Genomic DNA, 15,748 nt, shown 5'->3' on the forward strand with positions numbered 1-15,748 from the left:
CGGCCGGCCCGCAGGGTCGCGGGCCACCCGCCGGGAGTCGTACGCATGCGCATGCCTGGAAGCTTCTTCGCCGGCCCCCTCCGGCTCGTGCTGTGGTGCCTGCTGTCGTTGCTGCCGCTGGCCGCGCCGGCGGCGGGACAATCGGGATTCGTGCAGGTCGAAGGCACGCGCTTCGTGCTGGACGGCAGGCCCTACCGCTTCGCCGGCGCCAACTTCTGGTACGGCGCCTATCTCGGCGCGCCTGGCGACCTCGGCGACCGCGAACGCCTGCGCGCCGAACTGGACCAGCTCAAGGCCGCCGGCATCGACAACCTGCGCGTCCTGGCCATGTCCGAGGCCAGCGGCTTCAGGCGCGGGGTCAGCCCGGCGATCATGGCCGAGCCAGGGAAGTACGACCAACAGCTGCTGCAGGGCCTGGACTACCTGCTGGCGGAGATGGCCCGCCGCGACATGAAGGCGGTGCTCTACCTCAACAACTTCTGGCAGTGGTCCGGCGGCATGTCGCAGTACGTGTCCTGGGCCACCGGCGAACCGGTGCTGGATCCGGACGCCAACGGCGACTGGGACGGCTTCATGCAGAACTCGGCGCGCTTCTATGGCATCGCCGAGGCGCAGGCCTGGTACCGCGATGCGATCCGCCAGGTGGTCGGCCGCACCAGTACCGTCACCGGCGTGGCCTACATCGACGATCCGACGGTGATGTCCTGGCAGCTGGCCAACGAGCCACGCCCGGGCAGCGACCGCGACGGTCGCGCGAACTTCGAGGCCTACCGCGCCTGGATCGACGACACCGCCGGCTTCATCCGCCGGCTGGCGCCGAAGCAGCTGGTCAGCACCGGCAGCGAGGGCGAGAAGGGTTCGCTGGGCGACATGGACCTGTACGCACAGGCGCACGCCACGCCCAATGTCGATTACCTGACCTTCCACCTGTGGCCGTCGAACTGGGGCTGGATCGACCACGGCGACCCGGCGGCGCGGCTGGAATCCGGGCTGGCCACCTCGCTCGACTACATCGACCGCCACATCGAGGTGGCCGGGAAGCTAGGCAAGCCGATCGTGCTGTCGGAGTTCGGCCTCAACCGCGATGGCGGTTCCTACGATCCGGCCTCCGGCGTGGAGGCGCGCGACCGCTTCTACCGCGCCGTCTACGAACGCCTGCTGAAACGCGCCGGCGAGGGCAAGGCCATCGCCGGCTCCAACTTCTGGGCCTGGGGCGGGCGCGGCCGTACGAGCAACCCCGACTGGATGTGGAAGGCCGGCGACCCGTTCACCGGCGATCCCCCGCAGGAAGCGCAGGGCCTGTTCTCGCTGTTCGACAGCGACAGCTCGACGCTCGGGCTGGTCTCCGCCCACGCCCGCGCGATCCGCGCGCTGCCCTGATCCGCCGGGCTATTCCTTCGAGTAGGGCGGCGGTGCAGGCCCGCGGGTGTGGTGCGGGCCGTAGACCCAGTGTTCCAGCGCGTGGCGCAGCTGCTGGGCGCGGCGGCGGCGCACTTCGCGTGCGTGCGCGAGGGTGCGGTGCATGGCCAGGATCACCAGCGCCAGCAGCAACGCGAACGGCAGCGCCGAGATCGTGACCAGCCCCTGCAGCGCGTCGAGCCCGCCGGCCAGGAGCAGGGCCGCCGCGACCACGGCGATGGCCACGCCCCAGGCGAGCCGGCGCAGCGGCGGCGGGTCGCCGGCATGCTCGCTGGACATGCTGGCCAGCACCAGCACCGCCGAATCGGCCGAGGTGATGAAGAAGATCACCAGCAGCAGGACGGCCACGCCGCTCAGCAGGGTGCTGCCGGGCAGCTGCTCGAACAGGGCGAACAGCACGTTCTGGTAGCCGCTTTCCAGCACCGGCCGCAGGTCGGTCACGAACAGCTGCTGCCACAGCGCCGTGCCGCCGAACACCGCGAACCAGGCGAAGCCCAGCAGGCTGGGGGCCAGCACGCTGCCGACCACGAACTCGCGGATGGTGCGGCCGTAGGACACGCGCGCGATGAAGGTGCCCACGAACGGCGCCCAGGAGATCCACCACGCCCAGTAGAAGATCGTCCAGTCGCTGACCCAGGCGCTGCCGGAGAACGGCGACATGCGCAGGCTCATCCCGACCAGCCGGTCGAGGTAGCCGCCGAGGGCGTTGGTGAACACGTCGAACAGGAACGCGGTCGGGCCAAGCGCGAGCACCAGCAGCATGAGCAGCGCCGCCAGCGCCAGGTTGAAGCTGGATAGCCATTTGATGCCGCGCTCCACGCCGCTGAGCGAGGACGCCATGTACAGCACGAAGGCCACGGCGATCACCACCAGCTGCATGGTCGTGCCGGACGGGGTGCCGAACACGGTGGCCAGGCCGGCGACGATCTGCAGCGCGCCAAAGCCGAGGGTGGTGGCCACGCCGATGGCGGTGGCGACCACCGCGGCGATGTCCACGCAGTGGCCGGCCCAGCCGCGGTGGTGGCGGCCGAGGATGGGCTGCAGCAGGTCGCTGAGCTGGCCGCGCCCGCGCCGGTTGTACTGGAACCAGGCCATCGCCAGCCCGACCAGCGCGTAGATGGCCCAGGGATGGAGTCCCCAGTGGAAGAACGAGTAGCGCATCGCCGCGCGCGCGGAGGCCATGCTCCGCGGCTCCAGGCCCTCCGGAGGGTTGAAGTAGTGCGACAGCGGCTCGGCCGCTCCCCAGAACACCAGGCCGATGCCCATGCCGGCGGCGAACAGCATCGCCAGCCAGCTGCCCACGGAGAAGTGCGGCTCGGCATCCTCGCCGCCGATGCGCAGCTCGCCCATGCTTCCGAACGCCAGGTACAGCATGAACAGCAGGGTGGCGAAGACCACCAGCAGGTAGAGCCAGCCGGTGTTGGCAAGCATGCCGCCGAGCAGGTCGCTGACCACCGCGGCGAACCGCGCCGGCGCCAGGCCGGCCGCGGCGGCCAGCAGCACGATGACCAGGAAGGAGATGCGGAAGACCATGCCGGCTCCGGGGGCGCCTCGGGCGGGCAGTCTAGCAACGGCCCCCGTGGGCGCTCCGTCGCCGCGGGCGGCAGCGGAACGCGGTCTGTGGTCTAATCGGCGCCGAAGCGGGGGTACCGCGGCGCCGGCACGGGTCGACGGTTGAGACAGTCCCTTGGAACCTGATCCGGTTGATACCGGCGTAGGGAAGCTTCGCAGGACGGGATGCGTCCGTCCTGTGTCCGCCCGCTTCGGGCGACTCGCAAGGCCTGCCCGATGGGGCGGCCGCGCGTCGTCCTGGACCGCACCCGATGGTGCGGTGGCCCCTTACCGGACGGACACCCGCATGAATGCCATTCCCGCCTCGCTGCTGCAGCAGACCGCGCAGCTTTCCGAATCCGTCACGCGGCCCATCCCGGGCTCGCACAAGATCCACGTCGAAGGCTCGCGCCCGGACATCCGCGTGCCGATGCGCGAGATCGCGCTGACCCGAACGCCGACCGTGTTCGGCGGCGAGGACAACCCGCCGGTCACCGTCTACGACACTTCCGGTCCGTACACCGATCCGGATGCGCGCATCGACCTGGCCGCCGGCCTGCCGGCGCTGCGCGCGCAGTGGATCGCCGAGCGCGGCGACACCGAGCAGCTGCCCGGGCTGACCTCGGAGTTCGGCCGCGCCCGCGAGCACGACCCGAAGCTGGCGCCGGTGCGCTTCCCCGGGCGCATCCTGCCGCGCCGTGCCAAGGCCGGCGCCAACGTCACCCAGATGCACTACGCGCGCCGCGGGATCATCACCCCGGAGATGGAGTTCGTCGCCATCCGCGAGAACCAGCGGCTGGAGGCGGTGCGCGACGCCGGCCTGCTCGCCCAGCATCCGGGCGAGAGCTTCGGCGCCAGCATCCCCAAGGTCATCACCCCCGAATTCGTGCGCGACGAGATCGCCCGCGGCCGCGCGATCCTGCCCAACAACATCAACCATCCGGAAAGCGAGCCGATGATCATCGGCCGCAACTTCCTCACCAAGATCAACGCCAACATCGGCAACTCCGCGGTGTCCTCCGGCATCGCCGAGGAGGTGGAGAAGCTGGTATGGGCGATCCGCTGGGGCGGCGACACGGTGATGGACCTGTCCACCGGCAAGCACATCCACGAGACCCGCGAGTGGATCATCCGCAACTCGCCTGTACCCATTGGCACGGTGCCGATCTACCAGGCACTGGAGAAGGTCGACGGCCGCGCCGAGGAGCTGACCTGGGAGATCTTCCGCGACACGCTGATCGAGCAGGCCGAGCAGGGCGTCGACTACTTCACCATCCATGCCGGCGTGCTGCTGCGCTACGTGCCGCTGACCGCAAAGCGCGTCACCGGGATTGTTTCCCGCGGCGGCTCGATCCTGGCCAAGTGGTGCCTGGCGCACCACAGGGAGAACTTCCTCTACACCCACTTCGAGGACATCTGCGAGATCATGAAGGCCTACGACGTGGCCTTCTCGCTGGGCGACGGCCTGCGCCCGGGTTGCATCGCCGACGCCAACGACGCGGCCCAGTTCGGCGAGCTGGAGACGCTGGGTGAGCTGACGAAGATCGCGTGGAAGCACGACGTCCAGACCATGATCGAAGGCCCCGGCCACGTGCCGATGCAGCTGATCAAGGAGAACATGGACAAGCAGCTGCGCGAGTGCGGCGAGGCGCCGTTCTACACCCTGGGCCCGCTGACCACCGACATCGCCCCCGGCTACGACCACATCACCAGCGCGATCGGCGCGGCGATGATCGGCTGGTTCGGCACGGCGATGCTCTGCTACGTGACGCCGAAGGAACACCTGGGCCTGCCCAACCGCCAGGACGTGCGCGACGGGATCATGGCCTACAGGATCGCAGCGCATGCCGCCGACCTGGCCAAGGGCCATCCCGGCGCGCAGGTGCGCGACAACGCCCTGTCCAAGGCAAGGTTCGAATTCCGCTGGGAGGACCAGTTCCACCTCGGCCTGGATCCGGAGAAGGCCAAGGAGTTCCACGACGAGACCCTGCCGAAGGAAGCGCACAAGCTGGCGCACTTCTGCTCGATGTGCGGCCCGCACTTCTGCTCGATGAAGATCACCCAGGACGTGCGCGACTACGCCGCCGAGCACGGGGTGGACGAGCAGGCCGCGCTGGAGAAGGGCATGGCCGAGAAGTCGGCGCAGTTCCTCGAGCAGGGCGCGAAGGTCTACCAGGCCGGTTGAAGCCTGGCCGCGGCTCCCTCTGCCGCGGCCAGGCGGGCGGCACCGGCCACCGGCCGCACGGGGGAGAGAGATCCGATGCGGCCGGGGCCAGTGTGGAAGCACCGGCGGGGATGCCGTTATCCCGTAATGGCTGGCCGGCTTTGCCGTTCCTGGCGAAGCCGGTCGGGCCGCGCGCGCGGGCCGCATGAGTCGCGAATGAACGCCGGGTATGCCACGGATACGCCCCCGTACGAAAGGCACATGGCCGGGCCAGGAAGCGACGGGTAGCGTGCGGGCTTCGCTTCGTGCGGGATGGCCCGCGGCATGACCTGCCGCGCCCGCGACCGGAGCGGCGGCGGAGCGCCGGACGCTCCACTGACCGGAACACAGGGGTTTGGATGGTGGCGCAGGCGGAAGGCGCCCCGGGCGGCACTGCGACGACGGACGGCAGTCGGCTGCGCGTGGGAGACCACGAGATCGACATCGCCCGGCGGGTGGTGTCGCGACCGGGCAATGGCGGGACCGTCCGGCTGACACTGAAGTCGCTGCAGGTCCTGCTCGCGCTGGTCGAGGCCGAGGGCCGCGTGGTCAGCCGCGAGCAGCTGCTGGCGAAGGTCTGGCCGAACACGCTGCCGACCGACGACGTGCTCACCCAGGCCGTGGCCCAGCTGCGCCGCGCCTTCGAGGACAGCCGCGAGGCGCCGCGCTACATCGAGACCATCGCCAAGGGCGGCTACCGGTTGCTGGCCACGCATCGCCGGGTCGGACCGGAGGCGGAGTGCGGCCCGCCGGCGGCTGCCGTACAGGAAACCGCAGCGTCCGCCGCCCCGGCGCATGAGGTGGTTGCCGTGCCCGCGCCGCAGGCGCCGCGCCGGGCCTCGCGCGCGCCCGCGTTCGTCCTGGCACTGGTCGCCATCGTCCCGATCGCCGCCGGCCTGTTCCTTTGGCAGGCGCGCAACCCGGTGCCCGTGGCCGCGGCGGCGGCGCCGACCGGTGCGTCGCCAGCGGTGCAGTACCAGGCCATCGCCTCCACGCCGATGCGCGAACGCGCGCCGGCGCTGTCGCCGGATGGCGCCCTGGTCGTGTTCTCGCGCCAGGCGCAGCCCGATGGACCGCACGCGCTCTACCTGCAGCCGCCGGCCGACGCCAGCGCCCGCCAGCTGACCTTCCCGGGCGCCGGCGCCGGCGACCAGCTGCCGGCCTGGTCGCCCGACGGACAACGCATCGCCTTCGTGCGTACCGGCGCAGGCGGTTGCCGGATCATGGTCGTGGCCGCGACCGGTGGCAGCGAACGCGAGGCCGGGCGCTGCGAGGACGGCCACTTCGCCGCGTTCGACTGGACCCCGGATGGGCGCGCGCTGGTGATGGGCGGACGCAGTGGCGGCACGGACCAGTCCGCGCCGCTGCGCCGGCTCGACCTGGCCAGCGGCCGCTGGGACGTGCTGCGCTACGAAGGCGCCGGCATCGACACCCTGCCGCGGCATTCGCCGGACGGGCAGTGGCTCGGCTTCCGTCGCGGCACCTCGCTTGGCGACCTGTGGCTGATGCCGGCCGCTGGCGGCACGCCGCGGCAGCTGACCCGCCTGCACGGCGACATCCGCGGCTGGGACTGGCTGCCGGATGGCAGCGGCCTGGTCTTCAGCCTGATCAAGGAAGAGGCGCGGCTGTACCGGCTCACCTTGGCCGACGGCACGATTAGCGGACTGCCGCCGCTGGGCAAGGGCAATCCGATCCATCCCAGCATCGCCGATCGCGCATGGGCGATGACCTTCGAGATCGACCGCTTCCACAGCGGACTGTATGCCTTCGACCTGGACGGACCCGGGGAGACGGCTGGCCACGGCGAACCGGTATTCGCTTCCAGCGGCGTGGACATGATGCCGGCGATCTCGCCGGACGGCGCCACCCTGGCCTTCGTCTCCGACCGCAGCCTGGCGGCGCAGCTGTGGATCGCGGAGATCGCCCAGCCGCAGACGCTGCGGGCGGTGCCCGGGATCGTGCCGGTGCCACGGCATCCGCCGGTGTGGTCGGCGGACGGGCGCCGGCTGCTGGTGCTTGGCGCCACCGGCAAGGGCGGCGACCGCCTGTTCGAGGTCGATGTCGGCCTCGACACGGTGCGGGTGCTGCCGGTGCCGGGCGTGCCCGCGTTCGCCGCGTATCCGCCCGAGCCTGGCCAGTTGCTGGTCGGGGTCGACGGCGGCGGCGGACGCATGCGCCTGGTCCGCTACCAGCTGCCGGAGTGGCGCGAACTGGCCAGCCTCGACGACGTCGCGGTGGCGCGGTACGACCATGACGGCGATCGCGTCTGCTTCACCCGTCCGGCGCGTGCCGGCCTGTGGTGCGCGGATCCCTCGCTGGGCAAGGTGGTCGAGCTGAGCCGGACCACGCCGGTGCCGGACCAGTACCGCGAATGGGCGATCGCCGGCGGACGGATCTTCTCCACCGGCCCGGCGCCCGGTTGCGCGACGGCGTGGACGGAGATCGGCGGCAAGGCCGACGGCGCGGTGCGCTGCCTGTCGCGCCTGCACACCGTGGTCGCCGGCTCGACCAGCGTCGATGCAGCCGGTCGGCGGGTGTACCTGTCGCTGCCGCTGGAGCAGAACGTCGACGTCGGCTGGGCTTCGCTGCAGCCGTTGCGCGGCACCGGCGCCGCCGGTGCAAGTGATTGACCCGCAAGGGATCGGAACGCCTGGCGAGATAAATATCGGAAAGATTTCGGCGCAGTTTCCTGTCTCCCGCGGCCCCGCGCGGCAAACAGATGGCCATGTTCCCCCGAGGAGATGGCCATGGAGATCAGGACACTGTGCGGTGACCGCGGACAGGCGCTGGAGCTGCACTGGCCGCGCGGCTGGCGCGAGCGCCCGCTGCTGGCGACGCTGGCGCGCGGCGCGACGCTGGAGGTGACCGCGCCGGCCGCCAGCATCTGGCTGGTGCTGCGCGGCGAGGTCGAGCTGCAATGCCGCGAGGGCCGCTTCGCCCTCGGCACCGGCGAATGGCTGTACCTGGACCGCGACTCGCTGCCGTCGGTGCGCGCCGGCTCGCGCGCGCTGGTGCTCGGCCTGGCCCTGTCCTGCGGATTGCAGGCGCAGCTGCAGCAGTCGGCCTACGCGCCGATGTATCCAGGCCGGGGCCATGCCCCGCCGGTGGCGCGGCGCATGGTGCTGGGGCTGTGGCGCCAGCTGTGGCTGGCTGCCGCCGCGGAGGGCCCGGACGTGCCGCGCCTGCTCACCCGCCTGCTGCGCGCCCTGGCCAGCCTGCAGGAAGACTGCAGCGCGCAGGTCGACCGCTGTCCCGGACGTTCGCTGCACCGCCGCCGCCAGGTGTTCGCGCGCATGCAGGGCGCGCTGCAGTACCTGGAAGGCAACCTCGACCGCACCGTGCGCAGCTCCGAGCTGGCCGCGCGCGCCAGCATGTCGGTCTGGTACTTCACCAAGACCTTCCAGGCCGTGTATGGCGAGCCGCCGCAGGCGGCATCGACGCGGCTGCGCCTGGCCCATGCGGCGCGGCTGCTGCGCGACGGGCGCCTCGCCGTCAGCGAGGTCGGGGCGGCCTGCGGCTTCGAGAACAACTGCAGCTTCTCGCGCGCATTCCGTGCGCAGTTCGGGCTGCCGCCGTCGCTGTACCGCATCCATGGAGGGGTCCTGCCGCCACTCCAGGCAAACGCAGCGGACATGCACGGCCAAGCGGGTTGAGCACACGTCTCCTTAACGTCTTGTTGCCATCCGGCCCATCTCTCACGTCACTGGAGAATCCCTTATGAAGTTGCATCATCCGCGCCCCGCATCGAAGTGGGCGGCGTTGCCGCTGGGCATCGCCTGCGCCCTCGCCGCGGGCAGCGCGGTCGCCCAGGAGGCGGCTGCCGACGAACCGCAGACCCTCGACCGGATCCAGGTCACCGGCTCGCGCCTCAAGCGCGCCGACATCGAGGGCGCGGTGCCGGTCACCGTCATCGACCGCGCGGCAATCGACGCCAGCGGCGACGTCTCGGTGGCCGACGTGCTGCGCGACACCACCTTCTCGTCCTTCGGCAACTTCCGTCCGCGCTCGGGCAGCACCGCCCAGTCCACCGCGGACATCGACCTGCGCGGCCTCGGTTCCGACCGTACCCTGGTCCTGATCGACGGCCGCCGCGCGCCCTACGCGCCGTCCACCGGCACCAGCGCCGACCTCAACACCATCCCGCTGGCCGCGGTCGACCGCATCGAGATCCTGTCCGACGGCGCCTCGGCGCTGTACGGCTCCGACGCCATCGGCGGCGTGGTCAACATCATCCTGCGCAAGGACTTCGACGGCGCCGAAGTGCGCATCGGCAAGGGCAACACCGCGATCAAGGGCGGCGACACCGACGAAGCGTCGCTGGTGGTCGGCACCTCGTCCGACCGCGGCTCGCTGCTGTTCGGCGCGTCCTACAACTCGCGCGGCATGGTCTTCACCCGCGACCAGCACGGCGGCGACGTGCGCGGCGCCTCGCCGTACGGCAACAACTTCTATTTCGAGAGCGACACCGCGCCGGGCGAGGAGGGCGAGTTTGGAGGCGCGCTGCCGGGCTACGCCTGCAACGACCCGGGCTTCTGGATGAACCAGGGCAACTGCGTGTTCGACTACAACTCGGTGCAGGCCGACGAGGCTTCGGTGAAGAACCGCTCGCTGTTCGCGCGCGGCGAATACCGGATCAACGAGGACTGGACGCTGTACGCCACCGCCAGCTACAGCCACGCCAGCAGCTTCGGCCGCTACGCGCCGACCCCGGGCGTGCTGTACGTGGCCGAGGGCACGCCGAACGACCCGGTCAAGGGCGACGGCCGCGGCGCCTTCATCTACCACCGCTACGCCGCCGCCGGCAACCGCGACGACTTCGTCGACAACACCGTGCTGGACATCAACGCCGGCGCCAGCTGGCGCGCGAGCGACCGCCTGCAGGTGGACTTCGGCCTGCGCCGCAGCAACGCCGACTTCGACCAGATCGGCCGCGGCTACATCGTCACCCCGCTGGCCGAGGCCGCGGCGGCCGACGGGCGCTACAACCTGTTCGATCCGTTCGGCAACCCGGAGGAGGTGATCAAGGGCATCACCACCACCACCACCCGCGACGGCAAGTTCGACATCGCCGAAGCCTACGCGACCGCCACCCTGGACCTGTTCGACCTGGGCGGCGGCACCTCGGCGATCGCCTTCGGCGCCGAGTACCGCGAGGAGAACTACGCCGACATCTTCGACTCGCTGTCGGAAGCCGGCGTGGTCGCCGGCTCGGCGGGCAACTCGGCCGCCGGCAAGCGCGAGATCCAGGCGGCCTACGCCGAATGGCTGTTCCCGCTGGCGCCGAACTTCGACTTCACCCTGGCCGCGCGCTACGACCGCTACAGCGACTACGGCAGCGACGTCTCGCCGAAGGTCTCGCTGCGCTGGCAGCCGCTGGACAACCTGACCCTGCGCGCCTCGGCGGGCGAGGGCTTCCGCGCCCCGGCCCTGCCGTACATCCACTCCAAGCGTTCGTTCTCCGCCGAGCAGGTCTCCGACTACCGCACCTGCCTGGCGATCGGCTACACCTCGGCACAGTGCGGCGGCGACGCCAACAACGACGGCATCGCCGACGGTCCGGAGGCCGGCGACGTCTCCTACCAGGTCGACAGCTACATCTCCGGCAACCCGGAACTGGAGTCCGAGCACTCGCGCCAGTACAGCATCGGCCTGGCCTGGGATGCGACCGACTGGCTGAACATGACCCTGGACTACTACGGGATCCAGATCGAAGACCGCATCCGCCAGATCGAGTACCAGGAGCTGGTGAACTTCGACAACAACGGCGTGGCGCTCCCGCCGGGCACCTCGGTGACCCGCCGCAGCAACGGCGCGATCAGCGAGATCGTCACCGCCTACGCCAACGAGGGCACGCTGGACACCCGTGGCCTGGACCTGAACCTGCGCGTGCGCCTCGCCACCGGCTGGGGCCGCTTCGACCACTGGCTGCAGGTGGGCAAGGTCCTGGAGTTCACCGTCACCGACGGCAGCAAGGTGACCGACCGCCTCGGCTGGGTGACCGCGCCGGACATGCGCGCCAGCCTGCGCAACACCTGGACCGAGGGCAACCTGAGCCTGAGCTGGAACATCAACATGATCGGCTCGCAGGAGAACCCGGCCAAGCCGCCGGCCTACGGCTACGTCGCCGGCGGCGAGGGCACCCGCATCGGTACCTACACCACCCACGACCTGTCGGCCAGCTACAAGCTGCCGTGGGAAGGCACCGCCACCTTGGGCGTGGTCAACGCGGGCGACCGTTATCCGGAGCTGGTCGGCTACAGCAACCGTCCGTGGAACTTCAACCTCTACGACGGCTACGGCCGCACGGTGTACATCCGCTACGCGCAGACGTTCTGATGCGCTGACGCGGTACGGTGACGGGGGGAGGCCTGGCGGCCTCCCCCCGTTTCTTCATGCCTTGCGCATGCTCACGACGGGCGGCCGCGGGCCGTGCTAGCGTTCGCCGCTACTGCATGCCACGGAGGCCACCATGCGTCTTTCCCGCATCCTGCCGACGGCCTGGCTTGCGTTCGTGCTGCTGCTCCTGGCCGGCTGCGCCAGTGGCCCCACGATCCGCGCCGACGCCGACCCGCAAGCCGATTTCGGCCGCTACCGCAGCTGGGCCTTCTACGAGCCCATCGCGATGGAGGCCAACGGCTACACCAGCTTCACCACCGAGCGCATCCGCGAGGCGGTCCGCCGCGAGATGGACGCCCGCGGCTACATCTATGACCCGGCGGCGCCGGACCTGCGGGTGAACTTCCAGGGCATCGTCCAGGACCGGACTGACGTCTACACGATGCCGCGCACCGACTACCAGTACTTCTACAGCTACCGCGCCCGCACCTACGTCGCGGTGCCGGTGTGGTACGACGAGACCCAGGTGCGCCAGTACCGCGAGGGCACGCTGACCGTCGACCTGGTCGACGCGCGGCGCAACCACCTGGTGTGGACCGGCTCGGCGATCGGCCGCGTGACCCGCAAGACGCCGCAGGAGCGCGCCGCAGACGTCGACGCGGCAGTGGCCGCGATCTTCGCGAAGTACCCGTACCGCGGCGGGATCGCGCCATGAGCCGGGTATCCGGCGGCGGCGTGGTGCGCGCCGGGATCGGCTTCGGCACGGCCCTGGCGATCACCATTTCCTGGACGGCGAACAAGTCCCTGCTGTGGGTGCTGGTGCACGGCATCCTCGGCTGGATCTACGTCGTCTACTACGCGCTGGTCTACCACCTCTGAGTGGCGAGGTTCTGGCACCTGCGCTGGTGGGTGCTGGCCAGGCGGCATCCGTCCGCATGGCTGCTGCTGGTGCAGCTGTGCGGGCTGCTGCTGTATCCGGCCCTGGACGGCATGCCGATGGGCAACGTCCTGGTCACCATCTTCGGCGCCATCGTCCTGGCCCTGGCGCTGTGGGTGGTCAGCCGCAGCCCCACCGTGGCCTGGCTCGCCTGGTGCCTGGCCCTGCCGGGTGCGACCTTCTCGCTGCTGGCGGCGTGGCGGGCGGATCCGCAGATGCTGGCCCTGGGCCATGTCTTCGAGGGGGCGCTGTACTTCTACACCGCGGCCGGCCTGATCGCGTACATGCTGCAGGACCACGAGGTCACCAGCGACGAGTTGTTCGCCGCCGGCGCGACCTTCACCCTGCTGGCCTGGGGGTTCGCCTTCGCCTTCTCGGTCTGCCAGATCCTGCGGCCGGGCAGCTTCGTCGCCGCGGTGCACCCGGAATACCAGCGCAGCTGGATCGAACTGCTCTCGCTGAGCTTCAGCATGCTGTCGGGCGTGGGCCTGAGCGACATCATGCCGGTGCGGCCGGGCGCGCGCGCGCTGGTGATGCTGTCGCAGTTCGCCGGGGTGATGTACATCGCCCTGGTGGTGTCGCGGCTGATCGGGCTGAGTATCCTGCGCCACGGGCAGCGGCGTCCCTGAACCCCTGAACGGCCATGCCGACCGGCACTACAGGTTCCCCCGCGGGTGCGGGACAATCGACCGCTCATTCGCGCCGTGAGTCCCGATGAAGCTGCAGGTCCCGTTTCTCCAGCTCCCCGTCCAGTTCGACGCCGCCGCCCTGGCCGCCGAAGTCGCCGCCGTCGATCCGCGCTGGTGGCGCGGGCGTACCCAGCAGGACGACGGCAACAGCGCGCTGACCCTGGTCACCACCCACGGCGATCCCGACAGCGACGAGCTGTCCGGGCCGATGCGGCCGACCCCGGCGCTGCAGCAGTGCCCGTACATGATGCAGGTGCTGGAGACCCTCGGCGCGACCTGGGGCCGCGCGCGGCTGATGCGCCTCAACGGCCAGGCCGAGGTCCGCGCCCACGTCGACATCAACTACTACTGGCGCGAGCACATGCGCGTGCACGTGCCGATCGTGACCACGCCCGACGTGCGCTTCCAGTGCGGCGAGGGCGAAGTGAACATGGGCGCCGGCGAATGCTGGATCTTCGATACCTGGCGCCGCCACCGCGTGCTCAACGCCGGCCAGGAGACGCGCATCCACCTGGTCGCCGACACCGTCGGCGGCGAGCGCTTCTGGGACCTGCTGGCGCAGGCGCGGCCGCCGGGCCAGCGCGGCCCGGAATGGCAGCCACGGCTGGTGCCGCCGCAGCCGGGAAAGCCGGCGCCGGTACTGGATTTCGAGACCTTCAACGCGCCGAAGGTGATGTCGCCGTGGGAGCTGCGCGAGCACATCGTGTTCCTGCTCGGCGAGACCGTGCCGGATCCGCGGCTGGGGCCGATCCAGCAGGCGCTGCTGCGTTTTTCGCGGCGCTGGCAGGCGCTGTGGGCGGCATTTGGCGACAGTGGCGAAGGCCTGGCGCGCTACCGCCGCCTGCTCGACGGCGTAGGCGCGGAGCTGGAAGCGCTCGGTGCCGGCCAGCTGGGGCTGAAGAACGAGCTGGGCTTCCTGCAGGTGCTGCACGTGCAGGTGCTCGGCATGGCCCTGGCGACGCCGGCCGACCAGGAAGACGAATCGCGCCTGGACCGCCACGGCTACGGCGGTGGCGAAGGCGTGCACGCCGGCGCGATGGCGGTGCCGGAACCGGTCGAGGCTGCGCCCGCGCAGGCGCCCGTGCGCCGCGCCGGCAGCGATCCGCTGTTCGAGCGGCCGCTGTTCATCGTCAGCCCGCCGCGCTCGGGTTCGACCCTGCTGTTCGAAACCCTGGCGCAGGCGCCGGGGCTGTACTCGCCGGGCGACGAAAGCCACGCGCTGATCGAGGGCGTGCCGGGCCTGGCGCCAGCCGCCCGCGGCTACGAATCCAACCGCCTGCTCGCCGGCGACGCCACCCCGCAGGTCGCCGCCGCGCTGCGCGAGCGCTTCTTCCGTTCGCTGCGCGACCGCGAAGGCCGCGCGCCCAGCGGTGCGCCGGTGCGGATGCTGGAGAAGACGCCGAAGAACGCGCTGCGCATCCCGTTCCTGCGCGCGGTGTTCCCCGAGGCCCGCTTCGTCTTCCTGTACCGCGATCCGCGGCAGGTGCTGGGCAGCATGATCGACGGCTGGAACTCGGGCAATTTCCGCATGTACCCGCAGCTGCCGGGCTGGCAGGGGCCGACCTGGTCGTTCCTGCTGACGCCGGGCTGGCGCGAAACCAGCGGCCAGCCGCTCGAAGTGGTGGTGGCGAAACAGTGGGCGTCCGCGGTGCAGGTCCTGCTCGACGACCTGATGGAGCTGCCGGTCGACAGCTGGATCGCGATCGACCACGCCGGTTTCGTCGCCGACCCGCAGGGCCGGATGGAACGCCTGTGCGCGTGGGCGGGGCTGGACTGGGACCGCCGCCTGGGCGCGCAGCTGCCGCTGTCGCGCTACACCCTGACCGCGCCGGATCCGCAGAAGTGGCGGCGGCACGAGGCGGGGATCGAGGCGAACCGTGCGGCCTGGGAAGCCCAGGCCGAGCGGGCGCAGGCGCTGCTGGCGAAGTTCGCCCGCTGAAAAGCAACGGGGCGCCATCGCGGCGCCCCGTCCGGTGCTGGCGGGTGGCCGGCCGGGCCGGCACCCGCTTCGCGCGATCAGGCCTTGTCGGCCACGCGCTTCATCGATTCGACCAGGATCTGCTTGGCCTCGGCGGCGTTGCCCCAGCCGGAGATCTTCACCCACTTGCCCTTCTCGAGGTCCTTGTAGTGCTCGAAGAAGTGGCCGATGCGCTCGAGCCAGTGCGGGGAAACCTGGTTGATGTCCTCGACGTGGGCGTAGCCGTTGAACACCTTGGCCACCGGCACGGCCAGGATCTTCTCGTCGCTGCCGGCCTCGTCGGTCATCTTCAGCACGCCGACCGGGCGGCAACGCACCACCGAGCCCGGGATCAGCGGCAGCGGCAGCACCACCAGCACGTCGGCCGGGTCGCCGTCGCCGCACAGGGTGTTCGGCACATAGCCGTAGTTGCAGGGGTAGCGCATCGGCGTGGACAGGATGCGATCGACGAAGATCGCGCCGCTTTCCTTGTCCACTTCGTACTTGACCGGCTCGGAGTCCTTCGGGATCTCGATGACGACGTTGATTTCGTCGGGCGGATTGCGCCCGGAATTGACCTGGTCGAGACCCATCTGCTGCTCCGTAACTGAGGGTGGAAATAGGGCGGTTATTTTACGCTCTTGCCTGTTGCGCCG

At 70.7% G+C, this 15,748-nt stretch carries 11 protein-coding genes and 1 riboswitch; of the genes, 9 read left to right on the forward strand and 2 right to left on the reverse strand.

Features of this window, described 5'->3' with window-relative positions; all coding sequences use genetic code 11:
• The first annotated feature begins 45 nt into the window (after window positions 1–45).
• Window positions 46–1,380, forward strand: coding sequence for a glycoside hydrolase 5 family protein (locus M503_RS0114260; protein ID WP_028928319.1), 1,335 nt, complete (start codon window positions 46–48; stop codon window positions 1,378–1,380).
• 9 nt (window positions 1,381–1,389) lie between these two features.
• Here M503_RS0114260 and M503_RS0114265 read toward each other — a convergent pair whose 3' ends face one another.
• Window positions 1,390–2,952, reverse strand: coding sequence for a BCCT family transporter (locus M503_RS0114265; protein WP_028918694.1), 1,563 nt, complete (start codon window positions 2,950–2,952; stop codon window positions 1,390–1,392).
• 99 nt (window positions 2,953–3,051) lie between these two features.
• Window positions 3,052–3,158: riboswitch (TPP riboswitch) on the forward strand.
• A gap of 119 nt (window positions 3,159–3,277) precedes the next feature.
• On the opposite strand from M503_RS0114265, the gene thiC reads away from it, so the two are divergent.
• From thiC to M503_RS16930, 8 genes are all read left to right on the forward strand, one after another.
• Window positions 3,278–5,155: a phosphomethylpyrimidine synthase ThiC gene (thiC, locus tag M503_RS0114270; RefSeq protein ID WP_028918693.1), complete on the forward strand. Its 1,878-nt coding sequence runs from the start codon at window positions 3,278–3,280 to the stop codon at window positions 5,153–5,155.
• A gap of 440 nt (window positions 5,156–5,595) precedes the next feature.
• Window positions 5,596–7,803 (forward strand): winged helix-turn-helix domain-containing protein, encoded by a 2,208-nt coding sequence (locus M503_RS16590; protein WP_197017237.1) that lies wholly within the window; start codon window positions 5,596–5,598, stop codon window positions 7,801–7,803.
• 117 nt (window positions 7,804–7,920) lie between these two features.
• Entirely contained in the window at window positions 7,921–8,826 is a 906-nt protein-coding gene (locus M503_RS16595; RefSeq protein WP_197017238.1) for a helix-turn-helix transcriptional regulator, read from the forward strand.
• 64 nt (window positions 8,827–8,890) lie between these two features.
• Window positions 8,891–11,509 carry a TonB-dependent receptor plug domain-containing protein gene (locus M503_RS0114285; RefSeq protein WP_081721070.1) on the forward strand — a complete coding sequence of 873 codons (2,619 nt, stop codon included), beginning with the start codon at window positions 8,891–8,893 and terminating at the stop codon, window positions 11,507–11,509.
• Between the two features lie 133 nt (window positions 11,510–11,642).
• Window positions 11,643–12,224 (forward strand): DUF4136 domain-containing protein, encoded by a 582-nt coding sequence (locus M503_RS0114290; protein WP_028918691.1) that lies wholly within the window; start codon window positions 11,643–11,645, stop codon window positions 12,222–12,224.
• On the forward strand, window positions 12,221–12,388 hold the full coding sequence (locus M503_RS17665; protein WP_197017239.1) for a hypothetical protein: 168 nt from the start codon (window positions 12,221–12,223) through the stop codon (window positions 12,386–12,388). Before M503_RS0114290 ends, M503_RS17665 begins: the two co-directional genes overlap by 4 nt.
• Window positions 12,389–13,075 carry an ion channel gene (locus M503_RS0114300; protein WP_231472381.1) on the forward strand — a complete coding sequence of 229 codons (687 nt, stop codon included), beginning with the start codon at window positions 12,389–12,391 and terminating at the stop codon, window positions 13,073–13,075.
• Between the two features lie 85 nt (window positions 13,076–13,160).
• Window positions 13,161–15,074, forward strand: a complete 1,914-nt coding sequence (locus M503_RS16930; protein WP_051414647.1) for a sulfotransferase — start codon at window positions 13,161–13,163, stop codon at window positions 15,072–15,074.
• A gap of 77 nt (window positions 15,075–15,151) precedes the next feature.
• Here M503_RS16930 and ppa read toward each other — a convergent pair whose 3' ends face one another.
• Window positions 15,152–15,685, reverse strand: coding sequence for an inorganic diphosphatase (gene ppa, locus M503_RS0114315; RefSeq protein ID WP_024867660.1), 534 nt, complete (start codon window positions 15,683–15,685; stop codon window positions 15,152–15,154).
• Window positions 15,686–15,748: the final 63 nt, after the last annotated feature.

This window comes from Pseudoxanthomonas suwonensis J47 (assembly GCF_000513955.1).
Taxonomy (GTDB): Bacteria; Pseudomonadota; Gammaproteobacteria; order Xanthomonadales; family Xanthomonadaceae; genus Pseudoxanthomonas; species Pseudoxanthomonas suwonensis_C.